At 58.3% G+C, this 20,136-nt stretch carries 15 protein-coding genes and 1 pseudogene; 8 read left to right on the forward strand and 8 right to left on the reverse strand.

Annotated features, from left to right (window positions below; translation table 11 throughout):
• Positions 1–23: 23 nt before the first annotated feature.
• On the reverse strand, positions 24–1,370 hold the full coding sequence (locus J2Y56_RS15615) for a class II 3-deoxy-7-phosphoheptulonate synthase (RefSeq protein WP_007943716.1): 1,347 nt from the start codon (positions 1,368–1,370) through the stop codon (positions 24–26).
• Positions 1,371–1,517: 147 nt separating this feature from the next.
• Here J2Y56_RS15615 and J2Y56_RS15620 point away from each other — a divergent pair, with 147 nt between their 5' ends.
• Entirely contained in the window at positions 1,518–2,273 is a 756-nt protein-coding gene (locus J2Y56_RS15620) for a spermidine synthase (RefSeq protein WP_007943714.1), read from the forward strand.
• Positions 2,274–2,326: 53 nt separating this feature from the next.
• On the opposite strand, the gene J2Y56_RS15625 is transcribed toward J2Y56_RS15620, so the two are convergent.
• Positions 2,327–3,118, reverse strand: coding sequence for a crotonase/enoyl-CoA hydratase family protein (locus J2Y56_RS15625; RefSeq protein ID WP_310333655.1), 792 nt, complete (start codon positions 3,116–3,118; stop codon positions 2,327–2,329).
• 423 nt (positions 3,119–3,541) lie between these two features.
• Here J2Y56_RS15625 and J2Y56_RS15630 point away from each other — a divergent pair, with 423 nt between their 5' ends.
• A complete protein-coding gene (locus tag J2Y56_RS15630) occupies positions 3,542–5,215 on the forward strand; it encodes a DEAD/DEAH box helicase (protein WP_007943712.1) in 1,674 nt (557 codons plus the stop codon).
• Between the two features lie 187 nt (positions 5,216–5,402).
• On the opposite strand, the gene J2Y56_RS15635 is transcribed toward J2Y56_RS15630, so the two are convergent.
• Positions 5,403–6,170, reverse strand: coding sequence for a class III extradiol ring-cleavage dioxygenase (locus J2Y56_RS15635; RefSeq protein ID WP_310351206.1), 768 nt, complete (start codon positions 6,168–6,170; stop codon positions 5,403–5,405).
• Between the two features lie 102 nt (positions 6,171–6,272).
• Here J2Y56_RS15635 and J2Y56_RS15640 point away from each other — a divergent pair, with 102 nt between their 5' ends.
• Complete coding sequence (locus J2Y56_RS15640; RefSeq protein WP_007943710.1) at positions 6,273–6,929, forward strand: thiopurine S-methyltransferase; 657 nt, start codon at positions 6,273–6,275, stop codon at positions 6,927–6,929.
• A gap of 100 nt (positions 6,930–7,029) precedes the next feature.
• On the opposite strand, the gene htpX is transcribed toward J2Y56_RS15640, so the two are convergent.
• Positions 7,030–7,920, reverse strand: coding sequence for a protease HtpX (gene htpX, locus J2Y56_RS15645; RefSeq protein ID WP_007943709.1), 891 nt, complete (start codon positions 7,918–7,920; stop codon positions 7,030–7,032).
• A 318-nt stretch (positions 7,921–8,238) separates the two neighbouring features.
• The gene (locus J2Y56_RS15650; protein ID WP_007943708.1) at positions 8,239–9,450 is read right to left on the reverse strand and encodes a pyridoxal phosphate-dependent aminotransferase; all 1,212 of its coding nucleotides are present in this window, start codon (positions 9,448–9,450) and stop codon (positions 8,239–8,241) included.
• Between the two features lie 226 nt (positions 9,451–9,676).
• Here J2Y56_RS15650 and msrB point away from each other — a divergent pair, with 226 nt between their 5' ends.
• The 3 genes from msrB (at position 9,677) to J2Y56_RS15665 (ending at position 11,119) form a co-directional block, all read left to right on the forward strand.
• Positions 9,677–10,072 carry a peptide-methionine (R)-S-oxide reductase MsrB gene (gene msrB / locus J2Y56_RS15655; protein WP_310338471.1) on the forward strand — a complete coding sequence of 132 codons (396 nt, stop codon included), beginning with the start codon at positions 9,677–9,679 and terminating at the stop codon, positions 10,070–10,072.
• Between the two features lie 103 nt (positions 10,073–10,175).
• The gene (locus J2Y56_RS15660; protein WP_007943706.1) at positions 10,176–10,661 is read left to right on the forward strand and encodes a glutathione peroxidase; all 486 of its coding nucleotides are present in this window, start codon (positions 10,176–10,178) and stop codon (positions 10,659–10,661) included.
• Positions 10,658–11,119 (forward strand): MarR family transcriptional regulator, encoded by a 462-nt coding sequence (locus tag J2Y56_RS15665; protein WP_310351210.1) that lies wholly within the window; start codon positions 10,658–10,660, stop codon positions 11,117–11,119. Before J2Y56_RS15660 ends, J2Y56_RS15665 begins: the two co-directional genes overlap by 4 nt.
• Here the strand turns inward: J2Y56_RS15665 and J2Y56_RS15670 are convergent.
• Entirely contained in the window at positions 11,103–13,424 is a 2,322-nt protein-coding gene (locus J2Y56_RS15670; protein ID WP_310338430.1) for a response regulator, read from the reverse strand. The genes J2Y56_RS15665 and J2Y56_RS15670 overlap by 17 nt on opposite strands.
• A 166-nt stretch (positions 13,425–13,590) precedes the next feature.
• On the opposite strand from J2Y56_RS15670, the gene J2Y56_RS15675 reads away from it, so the two are divergent.
• Both J2Y56_RS15675 and J2Y56_RS15680 read left to right on the forward strand, forming a co-directional pair.
• A complete protein-coding gene (locus tag J2Y56_RS15675) occupies positions 13,591–14,481 on the forward strand; it encodes an ATP-binding protein (RefSeq protein ID WP_007943336.1) in 891 nt (296 codons plus the stop codon).
• Positions 14,478–14,960, forward strand: a complete 483-nt coding sequence (locus J2Y56_RS15680) for a GAF domain-containing protein (protein ID WP_310338428.1) — start codon at positions 14,478–14,480, stop codon at positions 14,958–14,960. Before J2Y56_RS15675 ends, J2Y56_RS15680 begins: the two co-directional genes overlap by 4 nt.
• Here J2Y56_RS15680 and J2Y56_RS15685 read toward each other — a convergent pair whose 3' ends face one another.
• Both J2Y56_RS15685 and J2Y56_RS15690 read right to left on the reverse strand, forming a co-directional pair.
• Entirely contained in the window at positions 14,961–17,909 is a 2,949-nt protein-coding gene (locus J2Y56_RS15685; protein WP_310351215.1) for an HD domain-containing phosphohydrolase, read from the reverse strand.
• Positions 17,910–17,959: 50 nt separating this feature from the next.
• Positions 17,960–19,414, reverse strand: a pseudogene (locus J2Y56_RS15690) (ATP-binding protein); the annotation flags it as partial.
• Positions 19,415–20,136 lie beyond the last annotated feature (722 nt).

Genomic DNA, 20,136 nt, shown 5'->3' on the forward strand with positions numbered 1-20,136 from the left:
GCTCGCGATGGAGGCGACGCGGTTTAGCGCCGTACCTGCTTCAGTGTCTCGGCAATCAAAAACGCCAATTCCAGCGACTGATCTGCATTCATCCGCGGATCACAATGGGTGTGGTACCGGTCCGACAACCCATCCTCGGTAATCGGCCGCGCCCCCCCAATGCATTCGGTCACGTTCTGCCCGGTCATCTCGATGTGGATACCGCCGGCATAACTGCCTTCCGCTTGATGAACCTGGAAGAACTGCTTCACCTCGCCAAGGATCTGCGCGAAATCGCGGGTCTTGTAGCCGCTGCTGGCCTTGATGGTATTGCCGTGCATCGGGTCGCAACTCCAGAGCACTTGCTTGCCTTCGCGCTGCACGGCGCGAATCAATGCCGGCAGGTGATCGCCGACCTTGTTGGCGCCCATCCGCGCGATCAGGTTCAGGCGACCGGGATCGTTGTCCGGGTTCAGCACGTCGATCAGACGAATCAGCTCCTCAGGGTCCATGCTCGGGCCAACCTTCACTCCGATCGGGTTATTCACCCCACGCAGGAATTCGACGTGTGCGCCATCGAGTTGACGGGTGCGGTCGCCGATCCACAGCATGTGCGCCGAGCAATCGTAGTAATCGTTGGTCAGGCTGTCGCGTCGCACGAAGGCTTCTTCGTAGTTCAGCAGCAGCGCTTCGTGGGCGGTGAAGAAACTGGTTTCGCGTAACTGCGGCGAGGTGTCCATGCCGCAGGCGCGCATGAATGCCAGGGTTTCATCAATGCGGTCGGCCAGGTGGCTGTATTTTTCCGCCAGTGCCGAGTTGGCGATGAAGTCCAGGTTCCACTTGTGCACCTGATGCAGGTCGGCAAATCCGCCTTGGGCGAATGCGCGTAGCAAGTTCAAGGTGGCGGTGGACTGGTGGTAGGACTGCAGCAGGCGTTCCGGGTCCGGCACGCGGCTTTTTTCATCGAAACCGATGCCATTGACGATGTCGCCCCGGTAGGCGGGCAGGGTCACGCCGTCGATCGTTTCGTCATTGGCCGAGCGTGGCTTGGCGAACTGCCCGGCCATGCGACCGACCTTGACCACCGGGCAGCCGGCGGCAAAGGTCATGACGATGGCCATTTGCAACAGAACTTTGAACGTATCGCGAATTTTCGCGGCAGAGAACTCGGCGAAGCTCTCGGCGCAATCGCCACCTTGCAACAGGAACGCGCGCCCTTGGGTCACTTCGGCAAACTGACGGCGCAACTCCCGGGCCTCACCGGCAAATACCAGTGGCGGATAACTGGCCAGGGTTTGCTCGACCTGCTGCAAATGAGCGGCGTCGGGGTAATGGGGTTGTTGCTGGATCGGCAGGGCGCGCCAGCTGTCAGGGCTCCAGGGTTGGCTCATCACGTTCTCTAGTGTTTTACGCTCGGACTGCCATGTTATCAGCAATTAGTGCGTGACCTGTTCCCGTCGCATCGCGGACAATCGCGCCTTTGCCGCGCCCCCTCGCGGTTTATTGCGTTGCCGCGTCGGCAACGATCAGGAGACGAAATGACTGAGGAGCGCGTCGAGCATCTGCTCGCCGAGGTACAGGATGAGTTCGGCGTAATACGCGTGCTGGAAGTGGCTGACTACCGTTTTCTGGAGTTCGGCGATGCCATCGAACAGAGCTGCGTCTTCACCGCTGATCCGAGCTGGCTTGAGTACGACTATACCCGGGCGATGCTGATCGGTGCGTTGTGCCACGAGCAGCCGGAAAGCGCGCTGTTTCTGGGGCTTGGCGCGGGAACACTGACCCAGGCGTGCCTCAAGTTTTTGCCGTTGGAAGATGTCGAGGCGATTGAATTGCGCCCGGACGTACCGCGCCTGGCCATCGAATACCTTGGGCTGGAAGACGATCCTCGGCTGTATATCCGCGTCGGTGATGCACTGGAGCTTCTTGATACCGCTGAGCCGGCGGACCTGATCTTCGTCGACCTTTACACCGATGTCGGGCCGGGTGTCGGGCATCTGGCCTGGAGCTTTCTGGAAAACTGTCAGAAACGCCTGAATCCGGGTGGCTGGCTGGTGATCAACCAATGGGCCACCGATGATGGCAAACCGTTGGGGGCTGCGTTGTTGCGTGGGCTCTATCACCGGCATTACTGGGAGCTGCCGGTGAAAGAGGGCAATGTGATTTTGCTCGTGCCTTCGGAGCTGGATCAGGAACTGGACATGGACGGTTTGATCGCGCGGGCGCAAGGGCTGGCGCCCCGACTGGGGTATTCGTTGCAGTCGCTGATCAAGGCGATTCGCCCGGCGACTTGATGTGTTGTCTTTAATGGCCTCATCGCGGGCAAGCCCTCAAAACCAACACAAAACTAAAGCCCTTTGAAGATCCCGGGCCGCTTCTCGACCATCGACCGCAGCCCTTCCTTGGCATCCTCACTCGCCATCAATTTTTTCACCAGCGGCGGTAATCCCAGCGCCGCTGCGGTTTCCCCTTCATAGCGCGCCTGTCGTGCTGACATCAGCGTCGCCTGCACGCCCAGTGGTGCCTGGCTGGCAATCCGTTCGGCCAATTCAATGGCCCGTGGCAGCAGGTCCTCGCTGGCCATGACTTCCTGGACCAACCCCATGCGCAACGCTTCATGGGCATCGAAATCATCGCCGGTCAGCAGCCAACGCATCGCATTGCCCCAGCCAGCCAGCTGGTGCAGACGCAATGTCGCGCCGCCGAACGGGAAGATCCCGCGTTGTACTTCTTTCTGGGCGAATCGGGTGTTGCTGGCGCACAGGTTGATGTCTGCGGCCAGCATCAACTCAATGCCGATGGTCAGGCAGTAGCCCTGCGCGGCAACAATCACCGGTTTGCTGACTCGGGGGCCGGCAAAAACACCCCATGGATCGTAGCCCCCCGGCGGTACTTGCCAGCCTTCGGCCAACGCTCCGCTCGCGCTGACCAGATCCAGCCCAGCGGTGAAATGCTCGCCATGGGCGAACACCACCGCGATCCGCGCGTCGATGTCAGCCTCGTACTCGCCATAAGCCAGGCTCAGCTCGTTGAGCAGCTCAAGGTCGAAGGCATTGCGCTTGGCCACCCGATCCAGGCCGATCATCAGGACATGACCGTGTCTTTCGCGGGTGACACGACTGCTAGCGGGCTGATTCATGGAGCAAAATCCTCGGACGGGAAGGGGGGTGTCAGACCGCAGGACGACCTGATAACGATGAACCGTTTTAGCGCCATCGCCAGCGGGGCCGGGCCTTTGAAAAATAGACCGTTGCACGATTATCCGCAAAGCCTGTGACACAACGGTGTATCCGTCAGTTTTCCGACAAATAATGCTCCCTTTTTGGGCGAATTCCGGTATAGTGCGCGCCGGCCTTTAACCGGGCCGCGTTTAGGTAGCGCAATTCCCCGAAGTCAGCTTCGGCTGCACGTCCGCACAGCGGACTCTCCCTTGACGAATCTTTTTCATTCATTCGTTTTCGCAAATCCCCGCCGACAAAGCAGCCAGGGCGACTCTTGAGTCTTACACGGCATGCGCAGCTTTGGAGCATGGGTCTTTGCGGATGCACTTAGAGGCAGACCCATGACCCAGGAAACCGGCGGCTTCGCCGCTTTTAATCTTAATCCGAATATCCTTGCAGCCGTCATTGCGACTGGCTACGAAGAGCCTTCGGCTATTCAGCAGCAATCGATCCCGATCATCATGGCCGGCCACGACATGATTGGCCAGGCGCAAACCGGTACCGGTAAAACCGCCGCGTTCGCCCTGCCGATCCTGCATCGCATCGATCCTGCCAAGCGCGAGCCGCAAGCCCTGATCCTGGCGCCAACCCGTGAGTTGGCGCTGCAAGTAGCAACCGCTTTCGAAACCTACGCCAAGCAAATGCCGGGCGTTACCGTTGTGGCCGTTTACGGCGGCGCCCCTATGGGTCCTCAACTGAAAGCAATCCGTAATGGCGCACAGATCGTTGTCGCCACTCCGGGCCGTCTGTGCGACCACCTGCGTCGTGACGAAAAAGTCCTGGCTACCGTGAACCACCTGGTTCTCGACGAAGCGGACGAAATGCTCAAGCTGGGTTTCATGGACGACCTCGAAGTTATCTTCAAGGCACTGCCTGCAACCCGTCAGACCGTATTGTTCTCGGCCACCCTGCCGCAGTCGATCCGTGCCATTGCAGAACGCCATCTGCGCGATCCGCAACACGTGAAGATCCAGACCAAGACTCAGACCGTTACCGCGATCGAACAGGCTCACCTGTTGGTTCACGCTGACCAGAAGACCTCGGCTGTATTGAGCCTGCTGGAAGTGGAAGATTTCGACGCCCTGATCATGTTCGTGCGCACCAAGCAAGCGACCCTGGACCTGGCCAGTGCCCTGGAAGCCAAAGGCTACAAAGCCGCTGCGCTGAACGGTGACATTGCCCAGAACCAGCGTGAGCGCGTGATCGAATCCCTCAAGGATGGCCGTCTGGACATCGTTGTGGCGACCGACGTTGCTGCTCGTGGCCTGGACGTTCCGCGCATCACTCACGTGTTCAACGTTGACATGCCGTACGATCCGGAATCCTACGTTCACCGTATCGGCCGTACCGGCCGTGCCGGTCGCGAAGGTCGTGCACTGCTGCTGGTGACTCCGCGTGAGCGTCGCATGCTGCAAGTGATCGAGCGCGTAACCGGTCAAAAGGTTGCAGAAGTTCGCCTGCCGGACGCCCAGGCCGTTCTTGATGCCCGCATCAAGAAACTGACCAACAGCCTGTCGCCGCTGGTTGCCGATGCCGAGTCGACTCACGGTGATCTGCTGGATCGCCTGACTGCCGACATCGGTTGCACCCCGCGTGCACTGGCCGCTGCTCTGCTGCGCAAGGCGACCAACGCTCAGGCGCTGACCTTGGCTGCGATCGAGAAAGAACGTCCATTGGTGCCGAACAACGCACCGCGTGGCGATCGTCCAGAGCGTACCGGTGATCGTCCAGACCGTGGTGATCGTGAGCGTCGTGCTCCGGTTCCATTGGCTGAAGGTCGTGCTCGTTGCCGTACCGCGCTGGGTGCGCGTGATGGTATCGCTGCCAAGAACCTGCTGGGCGCCATCCTGAACGAAGGTGGTCTGGCTCGTGAAGCCATCGGTCGCATCCAGGTGCGTGACAGCTTCAGCCTCGTCGAGCTGCCGGAAGATGGTCTGGAAAAACTGCTGACCAAACTGAAGGACACTCGCGTTGCCGGTAAGCAGTTGAAACTGCGTCGCTATCGCGAAGATTGATCCGCTCTTGAGCTGATTGATCGCACATAAAAAATCCCCGACTGGTTCGGGGATTTTTTTTGCCTGATCGTTCCCACGCTCTGCGTGGGAATGCAGCCGGGGACGCTCCGCGTCCCAGAAGCTGACGCAGAGCGTCCATTGATTCATTCCCACGCAGAGCGTGGGAACGATCATCGCGGTCTACCGATCAGCCAAAGCGATAAATGTCCATGCCCAGCGCACCCATGGTGAAACCCTGATGCGCAATACTGAACTCACCCCCGGCCCCGCGGGCAAAGTACAACGGCAACAAATGCTCGTCACTCGGGTGATTACGCACGGCATTCGGCGCTTGCTGACGATAATCGTGCAGCGCCGCTTCGTCGTTGGCCGCGAGTTTCTCGATCATCCAGTCGCGGAAGGATTTGGCCCATGGCTCGACGCTTTCCGGTCCTGCGTGCCAGTCCAGTTCACGCAGGTTGTGCGTGATGCTGCCAGAGCCGATCAGCAGCACCCCCTGTTCACGCAGGCTCGCCAAGGCATGACCGACGCGGGTTTGCAGGGCAGGGCCACCACGGGTGGGCAGCGAGACTTGCACCACGGGGATATCGGCTTGCGGGTACATCAATGTCAACGGCACCCACACACCGTGATCGAACGGACGTTTGGTATCGAGTCGTGCCGGTAGATCGGCGGCCTTCAGTAAGGTCACAACGTCTGCCGCCAATAGGGGATCCCCTGGTGCCGGGTATTGAACATCGAACAGCGCCTGTGGAAAACCGCCGAAGTCGTGCCAGGTTTCCGGTTGGGGATTGCCGCTGACCAGCAGTTCGTTGCTTTCCCAGTGCGCGGATACCATCACGATGGCTTTTGGTTTCGCAATGTCGGCGGCCAGTCGAGCAAGGGCCGGGCCGCTGGCGCCAGGTTCCAGCGACAGCATGGGGGAGCCGTGGGATATGTACAGGCTAGGGAACATGAATCAGCTCCTGAGAGTAAGATGGCACCATCTTCAGTCAGATCATTGATCTAAATCTAATATAAGTTTTAGGGTCTTTTGATCGAATTTTTGGGATTAATTATGCAGCCGGAGTTTTGGCACAAACGATGGGCGTCGAATCAGATCGGCTTTCATCTGCCGGAAGTGAATCCTTATCTGCAGCGTTTCTGGCCGCAATTGGGTCTGGAAGATGGCGCGCGCGTACTGGTGCCGCTGTGCGGGAAGAGTCTGGATTTGCTGTGGCTTGCACGCGAAGGGCATGAGGTTTTGGGCGTTGAGCTCTCGGAAAAGGCCATTGAGGATTTCTTCAATGAGCATCAGCTTGATCCTGACGTCAGCGAGCAAGGGCCTTTCAAGGTTTACCGCGCAGGTTCTATCGAATTGTGGTGCGGTGATTTCTTTGAGTTGACGGCCGGCGATGTCGCCGACTGCAGCGCACTGTACGACCGCGCGGCGTTGATTGCCTTGCCCCCGAAAATGCGCGAACAGTATGCCTCGCACCTGAACCGCATTTTGCCGAAGGAGTCGCAGGGGTTGTTGATTACCCTGGACTACGATCAGGCGCAAATGGACGGCCCACCGTTTGCTGTGCTGGATGATGAAGTGAGGCGGTTGTTCGGTGGGTCGTGGGCCTTGAAGATCCTGGAAGATCAGGATGTTCTGAGTGCGAGCGGAAAATTCCTGGAGGCGGGTGTCACTCGACTTGAGGAGCGGGTGTATCGGGTTTCCAGCCGTTAGGTTGCGTTGAATTTGCTGGCCCCTTCGCGAGCACTGCATCAATACAGCAAATAAAAAAAAGCCCGCATCACTGCGGGCCTTCTTTTTTGGTGGTGAATAATCAGCGCTGAAGTCGAGCCAGTGCGTTGATACGCTCTTCCAGCGGAGGGTGGCTCATGAACATCCGGGCGAACCCTTGCTTGATGCCGCCGTTGATGCCAAAGGCGTTCAGGGTGTCCGGCATGTGCACCGGCAGGCCCTGTTCGGCGCGCAGGCGTTGCAGTGCGCCGATCATCGCGCCAGTACCGGCCAGACGTGCACCGGCTTCGTCGGCACGGAATTCACGCTTGCGCGAGAACCACATGACGATGGAACTGGCCAGAATACCCAGAACCAGTTCGGCGAAGATGGTCGCCACGTAGTAGGCAATACCCTGGCCTTCCTCGTTCTTGAAGATCACCTTGTCGACAAAGTTGCCGATGATCCGTGCGAAGAACATCACGAAGGTGTTCACCACGCCCTGAATCAGCGCCAGGGTGACCATGTCGCCATTGGCCACGTGGCCAATTTCGTGGGCCAGTACAGCTTTCACTTCATCGGGCGAGAAACGCTCCAGCAAGCCCTGGCTGACCGCGACCAGTGCGTCGTTCTTGTTCCAGCCCGTAGCGAACGCGTTCGCCTCGTAAGCCGGGAAGATTCCGACTTCAGGCATCTTGATCCCGGCTTCCCGGGACAATTGCTCGACGGTTTGCAGCAGCCATTGCTCGTGACGGGTGCGTGGCTGGGTGATGATCTGGGTGCTGGTGCTCATCTTCGCCATCCACTTGGAGATGAACAGCGAGAACAGCGAACCGGCAAAACCAAAGACCGCACAGAAAATCAGCAGCTGATTGAGGTTCAGATCAACCCCGTTGGCCGCCATGAACCCGTTGAAGCCGAAAAGGCTCAGGGTGATGCTGGCAATCAGCACGACCGCCAGGTTAGTGGCCAAAAACAGCAGGATGCGCATCATGGTTGTAGAAATCTCCTTTTGCTAAAGATATAGCGTACTGCGGGGTATATAAGGTGCTGCACCGGGCTATTCAACCGGGTGACTATTTCAAACTGTTTCCTACGGCAACAGTGTAGTCGCTTGCAGGGCATTTCCGACGCGGGCATGGGAAGTGTTTGACAGGCAGCGCGCAGAGCAAACCTCCGTGGTTGTTAGACGCGAGCACCAAAAAGTTGATCAGGCATCGCATGAAGCAAGGGTGTACGGCCGGACGCAGAGATGTGTTGCTGAATTCATCTCCGTGCGACTTACTCAAAAAGTCGCACGGCGACAGACCCCTTACTGGCGGTAGGACTTGAGGAAGTTGCCGATCCGGCCGACGGCCATCTCCAGGTCATCCACGCGCGGCAGGGTCACCACGCGGAAGTGGTCCGGCCAAGGCCAGTTGAAGGCGGTGCCCTGAACCACCAGCAGTTTCTCGGAGAGCAGCAGGTCGAGCACGAACTTTTCATCGTTGTGGATCGGGCAGACTTTCGGGTCGATTCGCGGGAACGCATACAGTGCGCCCATCGGTTTGACGCAGCTCACGCCCGGAATGTCGTTGAGCAGTTCCCAGGTGCGATTGCGCTGTTCCAGCAAGCGGCCCTGGGGCAGGACCAGGTCATTGATGCTCTGGTAGCCGCCCAGTGCGGTCTGGATGGCGTGCTGGCTCGGCACGTTGGCGCACAGGCGCATGTTGGCCAGCATGTCGATGCCTTCGATGTAGCTCTGCGCGTGATGCTTCGGGCCGGAGATGGCGATCCAGCCGGAACGGAAACCCGCCACGCGATAGGACTTGGACAGGCCGTTGAAGGTCAGGCACAGCAGGTCCGGGGCCAGGGAAGCGGTGCAGATGTGCACAGCGTCGTCGTACAGGATCTTGTCGTAGATCTCGTCGGAGAACACCACCAGGTTGTGTTGACGGGCCAGTTCCAGCATGCCCAGCAATACTTCCTTCGAATACACCGCGCCGGTCGGGTTGTTCGGGTTGATGATCACCAGCGCCTTGGTGTTCGGGGTGATTTTGGCCTTGATGTCGGCCAGGTCAGGCCACCAGTTGGCCTGCTCATCGCACAGGTAATGCACCGGGTTGCCGCCCGACAGGCTGACCGCGGCCGTCCACAACGGATAGTCCGGGGCGGGCACCAGCACTTCGTCGCCGTTGTTGAGCAGGGCTTGCATCGACATCACGATCAGCTCGGAAACGCCGTTGCCCAGGTAGATGTCTTCGATGCCGACGCCTTCAACCTGCTTCTGCTGGTAGTACTGCATCACGGCCTTGCGCGCGCTGAACAGGCCTTTGGAATCGCTATAGCCCTGGGCGGTCGGCAAATTGCGGATCACGTCCTGGAGGATTTCGTCCGGCGCTTCGAAACCAAAAGGCGCCGGGTTGCCGATGTTCAGCTTGAGGATGCGATGACCTTCCTCTTCCAGGCGCTTGGCGTGCTTGAGCACTGGGCCGCGAATGTCGTAGCAGACGTTGGCGAGCTTGTTCGATTTGCTGACCTGCATGGCGATGTGTTCCCGAAAATGAACGATCCAGGCGGCGTATGAACTACCGTACTGGGAATCCTGCGTATTCACACAGGCCTGACGCCTTTAGATGCAGCACCCATAAATCCGTTTGAATGCGCGTGGTCTGGCTGCCAGACTGGCGTTTGACGAGGCGCAATCATACGTGCCGCCTGATCCGTGGAAAAGGTACAGATCGGGCTTTTTCAGCTGCTGAGGTGTGATGATGGAAAAGTTGGAAAAAACCCTGGAAGAATGGAAGGCAATGCTCGACCCGGAGCAGTACAACGTGTGCCGCCTCAAAGGCACCGAGCGACCGTTTTCCGGTAAATACAACGGCACCAAGACTCAGGGTGTTTATCACTGCATCTGCTGCAACGAACCGTTGTTTGATTCCAAGACAAAATTCGACTCCGGCTGCGGCTGGCCGAGCTTCTACGCACCGATCGGCGACAGCGCGATGGTCGAGATCCGTGACGTCAGCCACGGCATGATCCGCACTGAAGTGGTTTGCGCCAAATGTGATGCACACCTTGGGCACGTGTTCCCGGATGGCCCACCACCCACCGGTCTGCGTTATTGCATCAACTCGGTGTGTCTGGACCTGGTGCCGCGCGAATAAGTAGCTGTGAGTGGTCCATTGATCACTCTCCGGATATTTAAATTGCACACAATTCAATTGCTCGCTATGTTTATCTCATCTTCTTTCTTCAAGAGTGCAAGTCATGACCGACAATCTGCTGAGCATCCCGTGCACCACCATCAAGGGTGAGCAAAAGACCCTGGCGGATTACGCGGGCAAAGCCGTGCTCGTGGTCAATACCGCCAGCAAGTGCGGCTTCACCCCGCAATACAAGGGGCTGGAGGAGTTGTGGCAAACCTACAAGGACCAAGGGCTGGTGGTCCTGGGCTTTCCGTGCAATCAGTTCGGCAAACAGGAACCCGGTAACGAAGGTGCCATTTCCGAATTTTGCGAATTGAATTTCGGTGTCAGCTTCCCGCTGTTCAAGAAAATCGAAGTCAACGGTGCCGGCGCGCATCCGTTGTTCGTTCAGTTGAAAAAACGCGCACCGGGCGTGCTGGGGTCGCAGGGCATCAAATGGAACTTCACCAAGTTCCTGATTGGCAAGGACGGTCAGTTGGTCAAGCGCTTCGCTCCGGCGACCAAGCCTCAGGACCTGAGCCGCGAGATCGAAGCCCTGCTCAAATGAACACCCTGTCAGCCGATTCCCTGAAGCTCGACAGTCAGCTCTGTTTCAAGCTCTACGCCGCGTCCCGGGCGGTGATTCGCGCCTACAAGCCAATGCTCGACCAACTCGGCCTGACCTACCCGCAATACCTGGCCATGCTGGTGTTGTGGGAGTGGCAGGAAGCCGCTCCCGAGCAGCCGACGGTCAAGGCGTTGGGCGAACGCCTGGCGCTGGATTCCGGCACCTTGACGCCATTGCTCAAGCGACTTGAGCAATTGCAGCTGGTGCAGCGTCAGCGTTCGGCTCGCGATGAGCGTGAAGTGCACCTGAGCCTTTCACCCTCCGGTAAGGCGTTGCGAGACCAGGTCGGCCCGCTCAAGGCCCGCCTGTTGTGCGACAGCGGGGTGGATCTGGATCGTCTGAGTGATCTGCGTGAAGGCCTTGATCATTTGTTAGGGCAGATCAAGGCGCTGTCGTAGTCGGCACCCACACGTCGAGCAGGGTGGCCAGATCTTCACGGCGCAAGGGCTTGACCAGGTAGTCGTTCATGCCCGCCGCGTGGCAGCGTTCGCGCTCCTCGGACATCGCGTTGGCGGTCAGCGCGACGATGGGCAGCTGCGGCCAGCGCCCGCTGCGGCGGATTTGCCGACTCGCTTCGTAGCCGTCCATTACCGGCATGTTGCAGTCCATCAACACCAGATCGAAGTCACTGAGCTCAAGCTGATCCAGAGCTTCGGCACCGTGGGCGGCGACGATGACTTCACAGCCGAGTTTCCCCAGCATGCCCTTGGCCACCATCTGATTGACCGGGTTGTCCTCGACCAGCAAAACGCGGCCACGCCGCGGGTGGGGCACGACTTCGACCCGCACTTCGTTGGTCATTGTGGTTTGCGGCTGCAAGACTCGCTGCAAGTTCTGGTACAGCGCGTTACGCGCCAGCGGTCGCGCTTGTTGCTGCAAGGGCGCGAGTGCGCTCGCCTGTTCGCTGGGCATGAAGTTGCCATAAGCGGTTACCAGCAGAATCGGTGCGGCAAGGGTAGGGCGCAGACCAAACAGGCATTCGGGGCAATCGGTGATTAGGACATCAGGCTCAATACCCATCAACGAGTCATCCATGGAACGTTGTTGATAGTCGAGCCCCCATGCAGGTAACAGGGTTTTCAGTAGCTCGGCCAGCCCGCTACTGGCGGCGGTGATTGCAAGGACCTTGCCAGACAGCGGTGCCGGAGACATGGCGCGGGTGTGGGCAGGCAGCGGCAGGTCGGCGCAGAACTGGCTGCCGAAACCGGCTTCCGAGCTGATCGTCAGACGCCCCTGCATGGCTTCGCAGAGGTTATGGGTGAGGGCCAGGCCCAGCCCCGTACCGCCAAACTGCCGGGTGATACCGGCACCGGCCTGGGTAAACGGCTGGAAGATCTTGGCCTGGGCATCCAGGGCGATCCCGATACCGGTATCGCAGACCTCGATTCTGACGCCCTCCGCAAACGTAGACAGACGTAAGTCGACCCGTCCGAAGCGGGTGAATTTGAGTGCATTGGACAACAGGTTGCTGACAATCTGCCGCACTCGGGTCGGATCCCCCAGCACCAGCGCCGGAAATTGCGGATCGATCAGGCACGTCAGTTCCACGCTCGGCGCTGCATTCTGGGACAAAAGATTGGCGGTGTCTTCGACCAACGAGCCAAGGTCGAACGGAATGTGCTCCAGTTCAAGCTGACCGGCATCGAACTTCGACAGGTCGAGAATATCGTTGAGCAGTTCCACCAGCACTTTGCCTGAGTCATGAGCGATCGACAGTTGTTGCTGCTGCTCGGCAGTGAGCGGGCCGTCCAGCGACAACGCGATCATCCCTAACAGGCCGTTGAGGGGCGTGCGAATTTCATGGCTCATGTTGGCCACAAACACCGAGCGTGCTTCGGCCATATCGATGGCCGTGGTGCGCGCGATCTCCAGCTCCCGATTGGATTGGCTCAGTCTCGCATTGGTTGCCTTGAGCTCTGCGGTACGCGTCGAGACGATGCTTTCCAGTTGACTGAGGTAGTCGGTCAAGCGATTTTCGGCGTTGCGTCGTTGATGGATTTCGGTAGCGGTGTTTTCGAATTGTTCGTTGGCGGCTTTGACCAGAACACCGATTTCATCGTCCTCGTGCCCTGGCGGACATTTCACCCGGGCCGGCTCCACGCTACGCGGATCACGGCCACTGAGTTCGCGAATGACCCGCACCAAGGGTTTGGTCAACATCACGTAGAACAGCGCGAGCAGAATGCCTGTCAGGATCAGGCTTCGAGCGCAGCCGTTGAGCAACGTCACTTCGGCCCGGCGCAGGAACCGGCTGCCGAAAGCGTAGGTATCGACCTCCAGTTGCAAGGTCCCGAGGGATTCGTTTGGCAGGTGATCGAGAAAGAGTCGGTCTTCGAAGTGCCGATTGGCGCCGAACAGGAAGTCGCTGATCACTCGATAACCGCTTTGCGTGCCTGGACGCTTGACGCTGGCCAGCACGGTATGGCGGTTATCGGTCAGTTTGGCACTGATGATCGCCGGTGAGCGCAGCAGGCCCAGAGTCAGTTCCTGGGCGAGTTCGGCGTCGATGTTGTAGGCGATGCGCGAGGCGGGATTATGGCTGATTTCCAGTAAAGACCGTATTTCGCGGTTGATGGAGGCGTCTTCGCTGGCATAATCGATGCCTATTTGCAGCAGGCTGAGCAGCGTGCCCAGAATGAAACCGACCAGCACAGTAAGCTTGGCTTGCTTGTATGACAGCCGGTGGGTGAATTTGATATCCATGGGGTGTTGAACCACTTCCGTTTTCTTTCGCTGCTCAAGCATAGCCGATCATGCAGGGATACCGGTGTTCTCGCGAACCCTTGAGCAAAGGATGAGCCGGGCACCGAAGGCCGTGTATTCGTCGCTGTATCGCCATCATCACTGTGAACATGCCCGAGGAGAAGACGTGGACGCCCGATTGAATGCTTTTCTTGAACGCGCCGATGCTGTTTTGGCCCGGATCGAGCCGCTGCTGCCCGCACCTCGGCAAACCATCGACTGGAGCCAATGCCTGGCTGCGCGCTGGCAACGCGAGGGGCGCAGTGGTTTTCTGTTGCCCCTGCACGTCAGCCTCGATATGCGCCTGTCCGACCTGATCGGTGTCGACCGGCAATTGGAACAATTGGGTCGAAATACCCAACAGTTCATCGACGGCATGCCGGCCAACCATGCCTTGCTCTGGGGCTCGCGCGGCACGGGTAAATCGTCGCTGGTGCGTGCGTTGTTGGCCGAACACGCCAGCGCCGGTTTGCGCCTGATCGAAATCGAGCGCGATCACCTGGCGGACCTGCCACGAGTGGTCGAGCAAATCGGAAAATTGCCGCAGCGCTTCGTGTTGTTCTGCGATGACCTGTCGTTCGAGTCGGGCGAGGGCGATTATCGTGTACTCAAGAGCGTGCTCGATGGGTCCCTTGAGCAGGCACCGGATAACGTCCTGCTTTACGCCACCTCCAACCGTCGTCACCTGGTGCCGGAAAAGGAAAGCGATAACGAAAACTGGAAAAGGGTCGACGGCGAACTGCACCCCAGCGAGGCGGTGGAGGACAAGATCGCGCTGTCGGACCGCTTCGGCTTGTGGCTGTCGTTTTATCCGTTTACTCAGGAACATTTCCTCAACGTTGTCGAACACTGGATCGGTCAACTGGCCGGTAAGGCCGGGCTTGAGTGGCAGCGTGACGACGAGCTGGACATCCTTGCGGTGCGCTGGGCCGGGGGGCGAGGCAATCGCAATGGCCGTTGTGCCTATCAATTTGCCCGCTATTGGGTCGGGCTCAAGCTGTTGGAGCACAAAGCATGATTGATTTACAGAAGAGCGGCCAAGGCCTGGATGGTTACGGCATGTTGTGGGCGCAGCTGGAGTCGTTGCTGGCGGACGAGCGTGATTTTATCGCCAATGCTGCACAGTTCTCGGCATTCTTGTTCAACCAGCTCGATGATCTGAACTGGGCCGGTTTCTACCTCAATCGTAACGAAGAGCTGGTGCTCGGTCCGTTCCAGGGGCAGATCGCCTGCGTGCGGATTCCATTTGGTCGCGGCGTGTGCGGGACGGCTGCGTCGACCTTGCAGACGCAATTGGTTGAAGATGTGCACGCCTTTCCCGGTCATATCGCGTGCGACAGCGCCTCGAACAGCGAACTGGTTGTTCCGTTGGTCAAGGACGCTCGTTTGATCGGTGTGCTGGACCTCGACAGCCCGAAACTGGCGCGTTTTAGCGCTGAAGATCAGGCGGGTATCGAGCGGCTGGCGGCGATATTCCTGCGCCTGACCGATTGCTGATCATGCGCTCAATCCTGCCTTGAGCAGCAGGCTTGACCGGTCAACAGCGTCAATCTGCTGAGGATCGAGGAATCGTTCTGCGTACTGCAGATAAATATGTGCGTTGATGAACAACTCGAACAATTGCGGGTCGATGTGGGCGTCACGGCACATGTTGGCCATGATGCCCAAGGCTTCGCTCAAGGTTTTGGCCTTCTTGTACGGGCGATCGGCAGCGGTCAGCGCTTCGAAAATATCGGCAATCGCCATCATGCGCGCCTGCAGGCTCATCTCTTCACGCTTCAACCGTTTGGGATAACCGGTGCCGTCCATTTTCTCGTGATGGCCACCGGCGATTTCCGCGACGTTGTTGAGGTGCTCGGGAAAGGGCAGGCGGCTGAGCATGAGGATCGTCTGCACCATGTGGTGATTAATGATGTAACGCTCTTCGCGAGTCAGCGTGCCTCGGCTAATGCTCAGGTTGTAGAGCTCGCCCCGGTTGTATTTGTAGTGCGGTACGTCGAGCTTGAAACCCCACGGATTGTCATCCGGGATCAGTTCGCTTTCGGCGCGTTCGAACAGATGCTCGGGTTTGTCTGTCAGCAATGGCTCGCTGACGGGCAGCGTCGGCGCTGGCGTTCGATCCTGGCGGCGGTTCTCTTCCCATGAAACCCCGAGCCGATCATCCAGGGTTCGAGTCCACGTGCGTGAAGCAATGCTGCGCAAGCGTTGCAGATCGGCATCGGCCATGGCTTCGCCGCCCAGATTGCAGCGGGCGATGAACACGAAATCATCGTCCAGTCCCGCCAGAATGGAGTTGCGCAATTCGGCCAGATGGTGCTCGTCACCCCCTTGGGCAATGGCCTGCCAATAATTGATCCAGGCATCGCGCTTGAGCACCTCGAAGCGCATGCGGATCTCGTGGATGCGGTCGTTCAGGGTTTCAAGTTTGGTGGCTTTGTCGACCACGTATTCAGGGGTGGTGACTTTGCCGCAGTCGTGCAGCCACGCCGCGATGTGCAGGGCTTCCCACTCGTCTTCCGTAGGTTGATAGCCGCGAAAGGCCGGCTCCTGACTGGCGGCTGCAGCCTGGGCGATCATCAATGTCAACGCCGGTACCCGCTGACAGTGCCCGCCGGTGTAGGGGCTTTTGGCATCGATCGCGCCAGCCAGCAGTTGTATGAAAGAATCCAGCAGCTGTTTCTGTCTGGCTTGCAGGCGCTGGCTTTCAATACTCGCCGCCGCCGCACCGGACACCGCCTGGAGAAATGCAATACGGTCCGGTCGCAGCTTTTCCAGGTCGTGTTGTGTGCCGCTGTCGGCCAGCAACAGGATCAACAGGCCCACGGTTTCGTTATGCCGGTTGTGTAGCCGGATACCGATCAAATGAACCCGTGGGCTGTCCAGCGCAAGCATCACCTTTTGCAGGTCGGCGGCGCTTTCGAAACTCAGGCTGGTGACGACATTGTCGGTGTTCGACAACTGCTGCAACCACTGAGGGCTCTGTGGGTTGCGGAGTTCGTAGCCTTGAATCCCGAACGCAGGTAATGCCTGGGCGGTCTCGTTGATCACCAGCCCGTGAGGCTCCATGCGGTCGCTATCCTGTTCGCGCAGGTAAATCAGGCCTGCCTGGGCCTGCCCGATTTTCACTGTTTCGAACAACACCCGCTGCAGCAACGGTGCGAAACGGGTCTCGGCACTCAGGCTGTCAGTGATCTGGAAAAAGCTCGCCAGAGTGTCCTTCATGAGTGCCATCGACACGCTCAGTTGGTCGACCTCCAGCACTGGCGATCGTCGGCTGACAGGAAAGTTGAAATTGAAACTACGGATCGCATCGGCTTCCTGCACCAGTGCGCGCAGGGGTTTGACCAGAACTCTGGAAGTGAGCCACCCCAGCGGCAGGCACAACAGCAACGTCGCCAGAGTAATCAGCGCCCCTTGCCTGCGCATGCGGTAGGCATCGACAAGCAATTCATCTTCCGGCACCAACAGCGCCAGCTGCAATCCTTCAGGCCCACCTTCCTTCATGCTGCTGCGGGCGACAATCCATTGGCGACCCGCGACGTCCAGGCGATTACCTTCAGTGGGCCGAGCGAGCAGGGCACCGAGTGCCGGATTCAAATCGGCTGCCTTGACCAAACGTACGGTCTGCTCGTCAACGATCAGCCTGGTGCTGTCGGGATAGGCAACGGCATTACCCTTGCCATCGAACAGGACGATTTCGGTATGCGGGGTCACCACATGTTTGGCCAGCGTCGCCGACAGTTCGGCGAGGGTGAGGTCGGCGCCCATCACGGCGTTCGCGCCGCTGCGGCGGGCCAAGGTAGTGCCAACATCGTGAGTGGAGAAAAACACATAGGGTTCGGTGGTGATTTGGTCCTCATTGCTGCGGGCGCTGCTAAACCAGGCACGTGTGCGCGGATCGAAGGTTTCGTCGGGATTATCCTCGCGGTCGATGAGTGCCAGGTGCTGATCAAAAAACAAAGACTGGGACCGCACCTTTCCACCGTCGGTCGGGTGCTCGATGCTCCAGACTTGATAGGCCGCCGTTTCCGGGGCCTTGGTGAGTGCTTTCACGGCCGGGATGCGCAGGGGACGCACCATGAAAAAGTCGCCATTGCCGTAACCCAGATACAGCGAGGCCAGGTTGGGATTGTCTTTTAGAGATTGGCTAAAGGGCTTCAGCAGCGCGAGCCGTTGCTCCAGTGCCGACGCTTCGGTAGCCGGGTTGTCCACCAACAAGCTCAACAGGTGGCGGATCGGTTCATAGGTGCCTTGCAAATCCAGCCGGACATCCTGCTCGATCCGGTTGAAGAGTTTTTCGCTGCTGGACAGGATGATTTGCGTAGTTTGCCGGTAATTGAAAATGCCCAACACCAAGCTCGTGAGCAGCAACAGGAAGGTAAACATCACGCTGATATGAACGTGCAACGGAAACCGGCGTTGATCTGCGCGCAGTGGGCTTGGCATACCGGGGTCTCTCCATGAGGGTAAACACACTGCTCAACGTTCAAGCATAGTTAATGCTCCCTCGTTTTGCTTCTGTCGTTGTGCCCTATTTGTTGTTGCAAGGCTTGCTCCAGTTCGAGCATGGCGCGCTCGATGGCTTTGGTGCAGTTGGCGACGTTTTCGTGGTGGAAGACTTCTTGGCAGGCAATTTCGAGCGCCTCGCAGCTGTCAATCAATCGACACGCATGGACGATCCGGGCCGCCCCCTTGATTTTGTGGGCGACGTCCAGGAAAGGCTGGCGGTCCTTGCACTGGGACAGCGACCGCAATTGCTCACGGTCCAGACGATTGCTGTTCAGCAGCTCGGACAACAAGCGATGATCCAGCTTCGGATTACCACCGGTGAGCAGTTGCAGGCCTTCGAGGCTGAACGCCGGGACGCGGGCAATCGGCTTGATGCGTTCAATCCACTGCTTCAAGGCCGTCAGACTGAGGGGTTTGAACAGGCAGTCGTCCATCCCGGCCTGTTTGCAGCGTTGTATTTCTTCCGGCTGAGCATTGGCGGTAAAACCCAGCAGAGTGCAGACCGCGCGGGGATGTTGCTGTTCGTGTAGACGAATTGACCGGGCCAGTTCATAGCCGTTCATGATCGGCATGTTGCAATCAACAATGACCAGATCGAACAGCCCGTGCTTCCATGCCTCGAATCCGGCCTCGCCCTCTGCTGCTGCGCTGTAGTGGTGCCCCAAAAACTCCAGTTGCTGACACATGAGCAAACGATTGGCCGGGTGATCGTCGACCACCAGGACGTTCAATGGGGTTGAGGCGGGCTGAACAGGCGCTTCGGCAGTTTTCGGCATCAGCTCTGGTGGCAATGTCGCCAGATGCAGCGATATTTCGACTTGAGTGCCGACACCGGGCTGGCTGCGTAATTGCAGGCTGCCGCCCATCATCTCGCACAGCGTGCGACTGATCACCAGGCCCAACCCGGCACCCCCTCGGCTCGACTGCGCGCGATGGGTCGCCTGAGCGAATGGCTCGAACAGACGCTGTTGATCCTGCTCGCTGATCCCCGTTCCGCTGTCCTTGACCTGCACGCGCAGCAAGACCCGCTCGGGCTCGTCAGTAGCCTGTAACTCAACCACAATCCAGACCTGACCCTGTTCGGTAAACTTGATGGCGTTGCTGACCAGATTGGACAACACCTGCTTGAAGCGCATCGGGTCCAACAGCACATCGTTTGGCGGTTGTGCAGGACTGAAGTCCAGCAACAGGCGGAGGTTTTTCTGTCGGGCCAGGCCGTCGAAGATTCTGACCACCGAAGCCACCGTTTCTCCCAGGTTGACGCGCTCCGGGTTCAGGCTCAGATGCCCGGATTCAATGCGCGCAATATCGAGAATGTCGCCGATCAGCTCCAGCAGGTCTTTCGCCGAATGGTAGGCGACGTCAATGGCGGTGCGGTCTGGATGAGCCGGCTCGATACGTTTGAGGGTCAGTTCCAGCATGCCGATGATTGCGATATACGGTGCAACTTTAGGATTTTATAAACCCATCTAGTTAGGTTTATAGGCGCTCCTCCGCGAGATGTGAGAGAACGACAGCGTTTTTCCCTGTGACTGCCAAAGTTGGGAGTGGTTAGTCTGTAGTTAATCCGCTACATATTGTGTTGTATTAGCTACACAATGTATTGATGCAATCCCTACTATACTTATTTATTAGTAACTAACATATATACGACATGCTCATACATAATTGAGACCAAAGGGATTGACAACTAACGGAAGTGCGTTACAATTAGACAAAGGCAAAGAGATTTTTCAGCTTTATTTTCATATGGCGAGTTAGCTCCCCACTCATTAACCTCCAGCCTGTGAGTGGCGATTCAGGTAGTCCGTTGGTGTTAACAAGACTGGCCCAGTGCTTCAGGCATTGGTTGGCCTTTTTTGTTGCGTCCGCGAAGTTATCATCCAGTTCAAACCCAAACCCAAAGGCCATCTGGCCCACCTATTTAAAAAGGAGGATTCACCGTGTCCGTCGTAATGAGGATTTGTTCCATCTGTCTCTGTTCATACCCATCGCAAAGGGTGTCGACAGTTTGCAGCTCCAGTTGCCGTAACAAGCAACACAGGCAAAAAGCCAAGCAACACCAACAGGCGATTCCGCCAATCACAGCCGCTGTCTACCGATACTCAAGGCATCAGTAGGCAAGGCACAGGTAAGAGTTCAGGACTTGTTTCTGCTCGTGCCC

The organism is Pseudomonas sp. BE134, from assembly GCF_031456105.1.
Taxonomy (GTDB): domain Bacteria; phylum Pseudomonadota; class Gammaproteobacteria; order Pseudomonadales; family Pseudomonadaceae; genus Aquipseudomonas.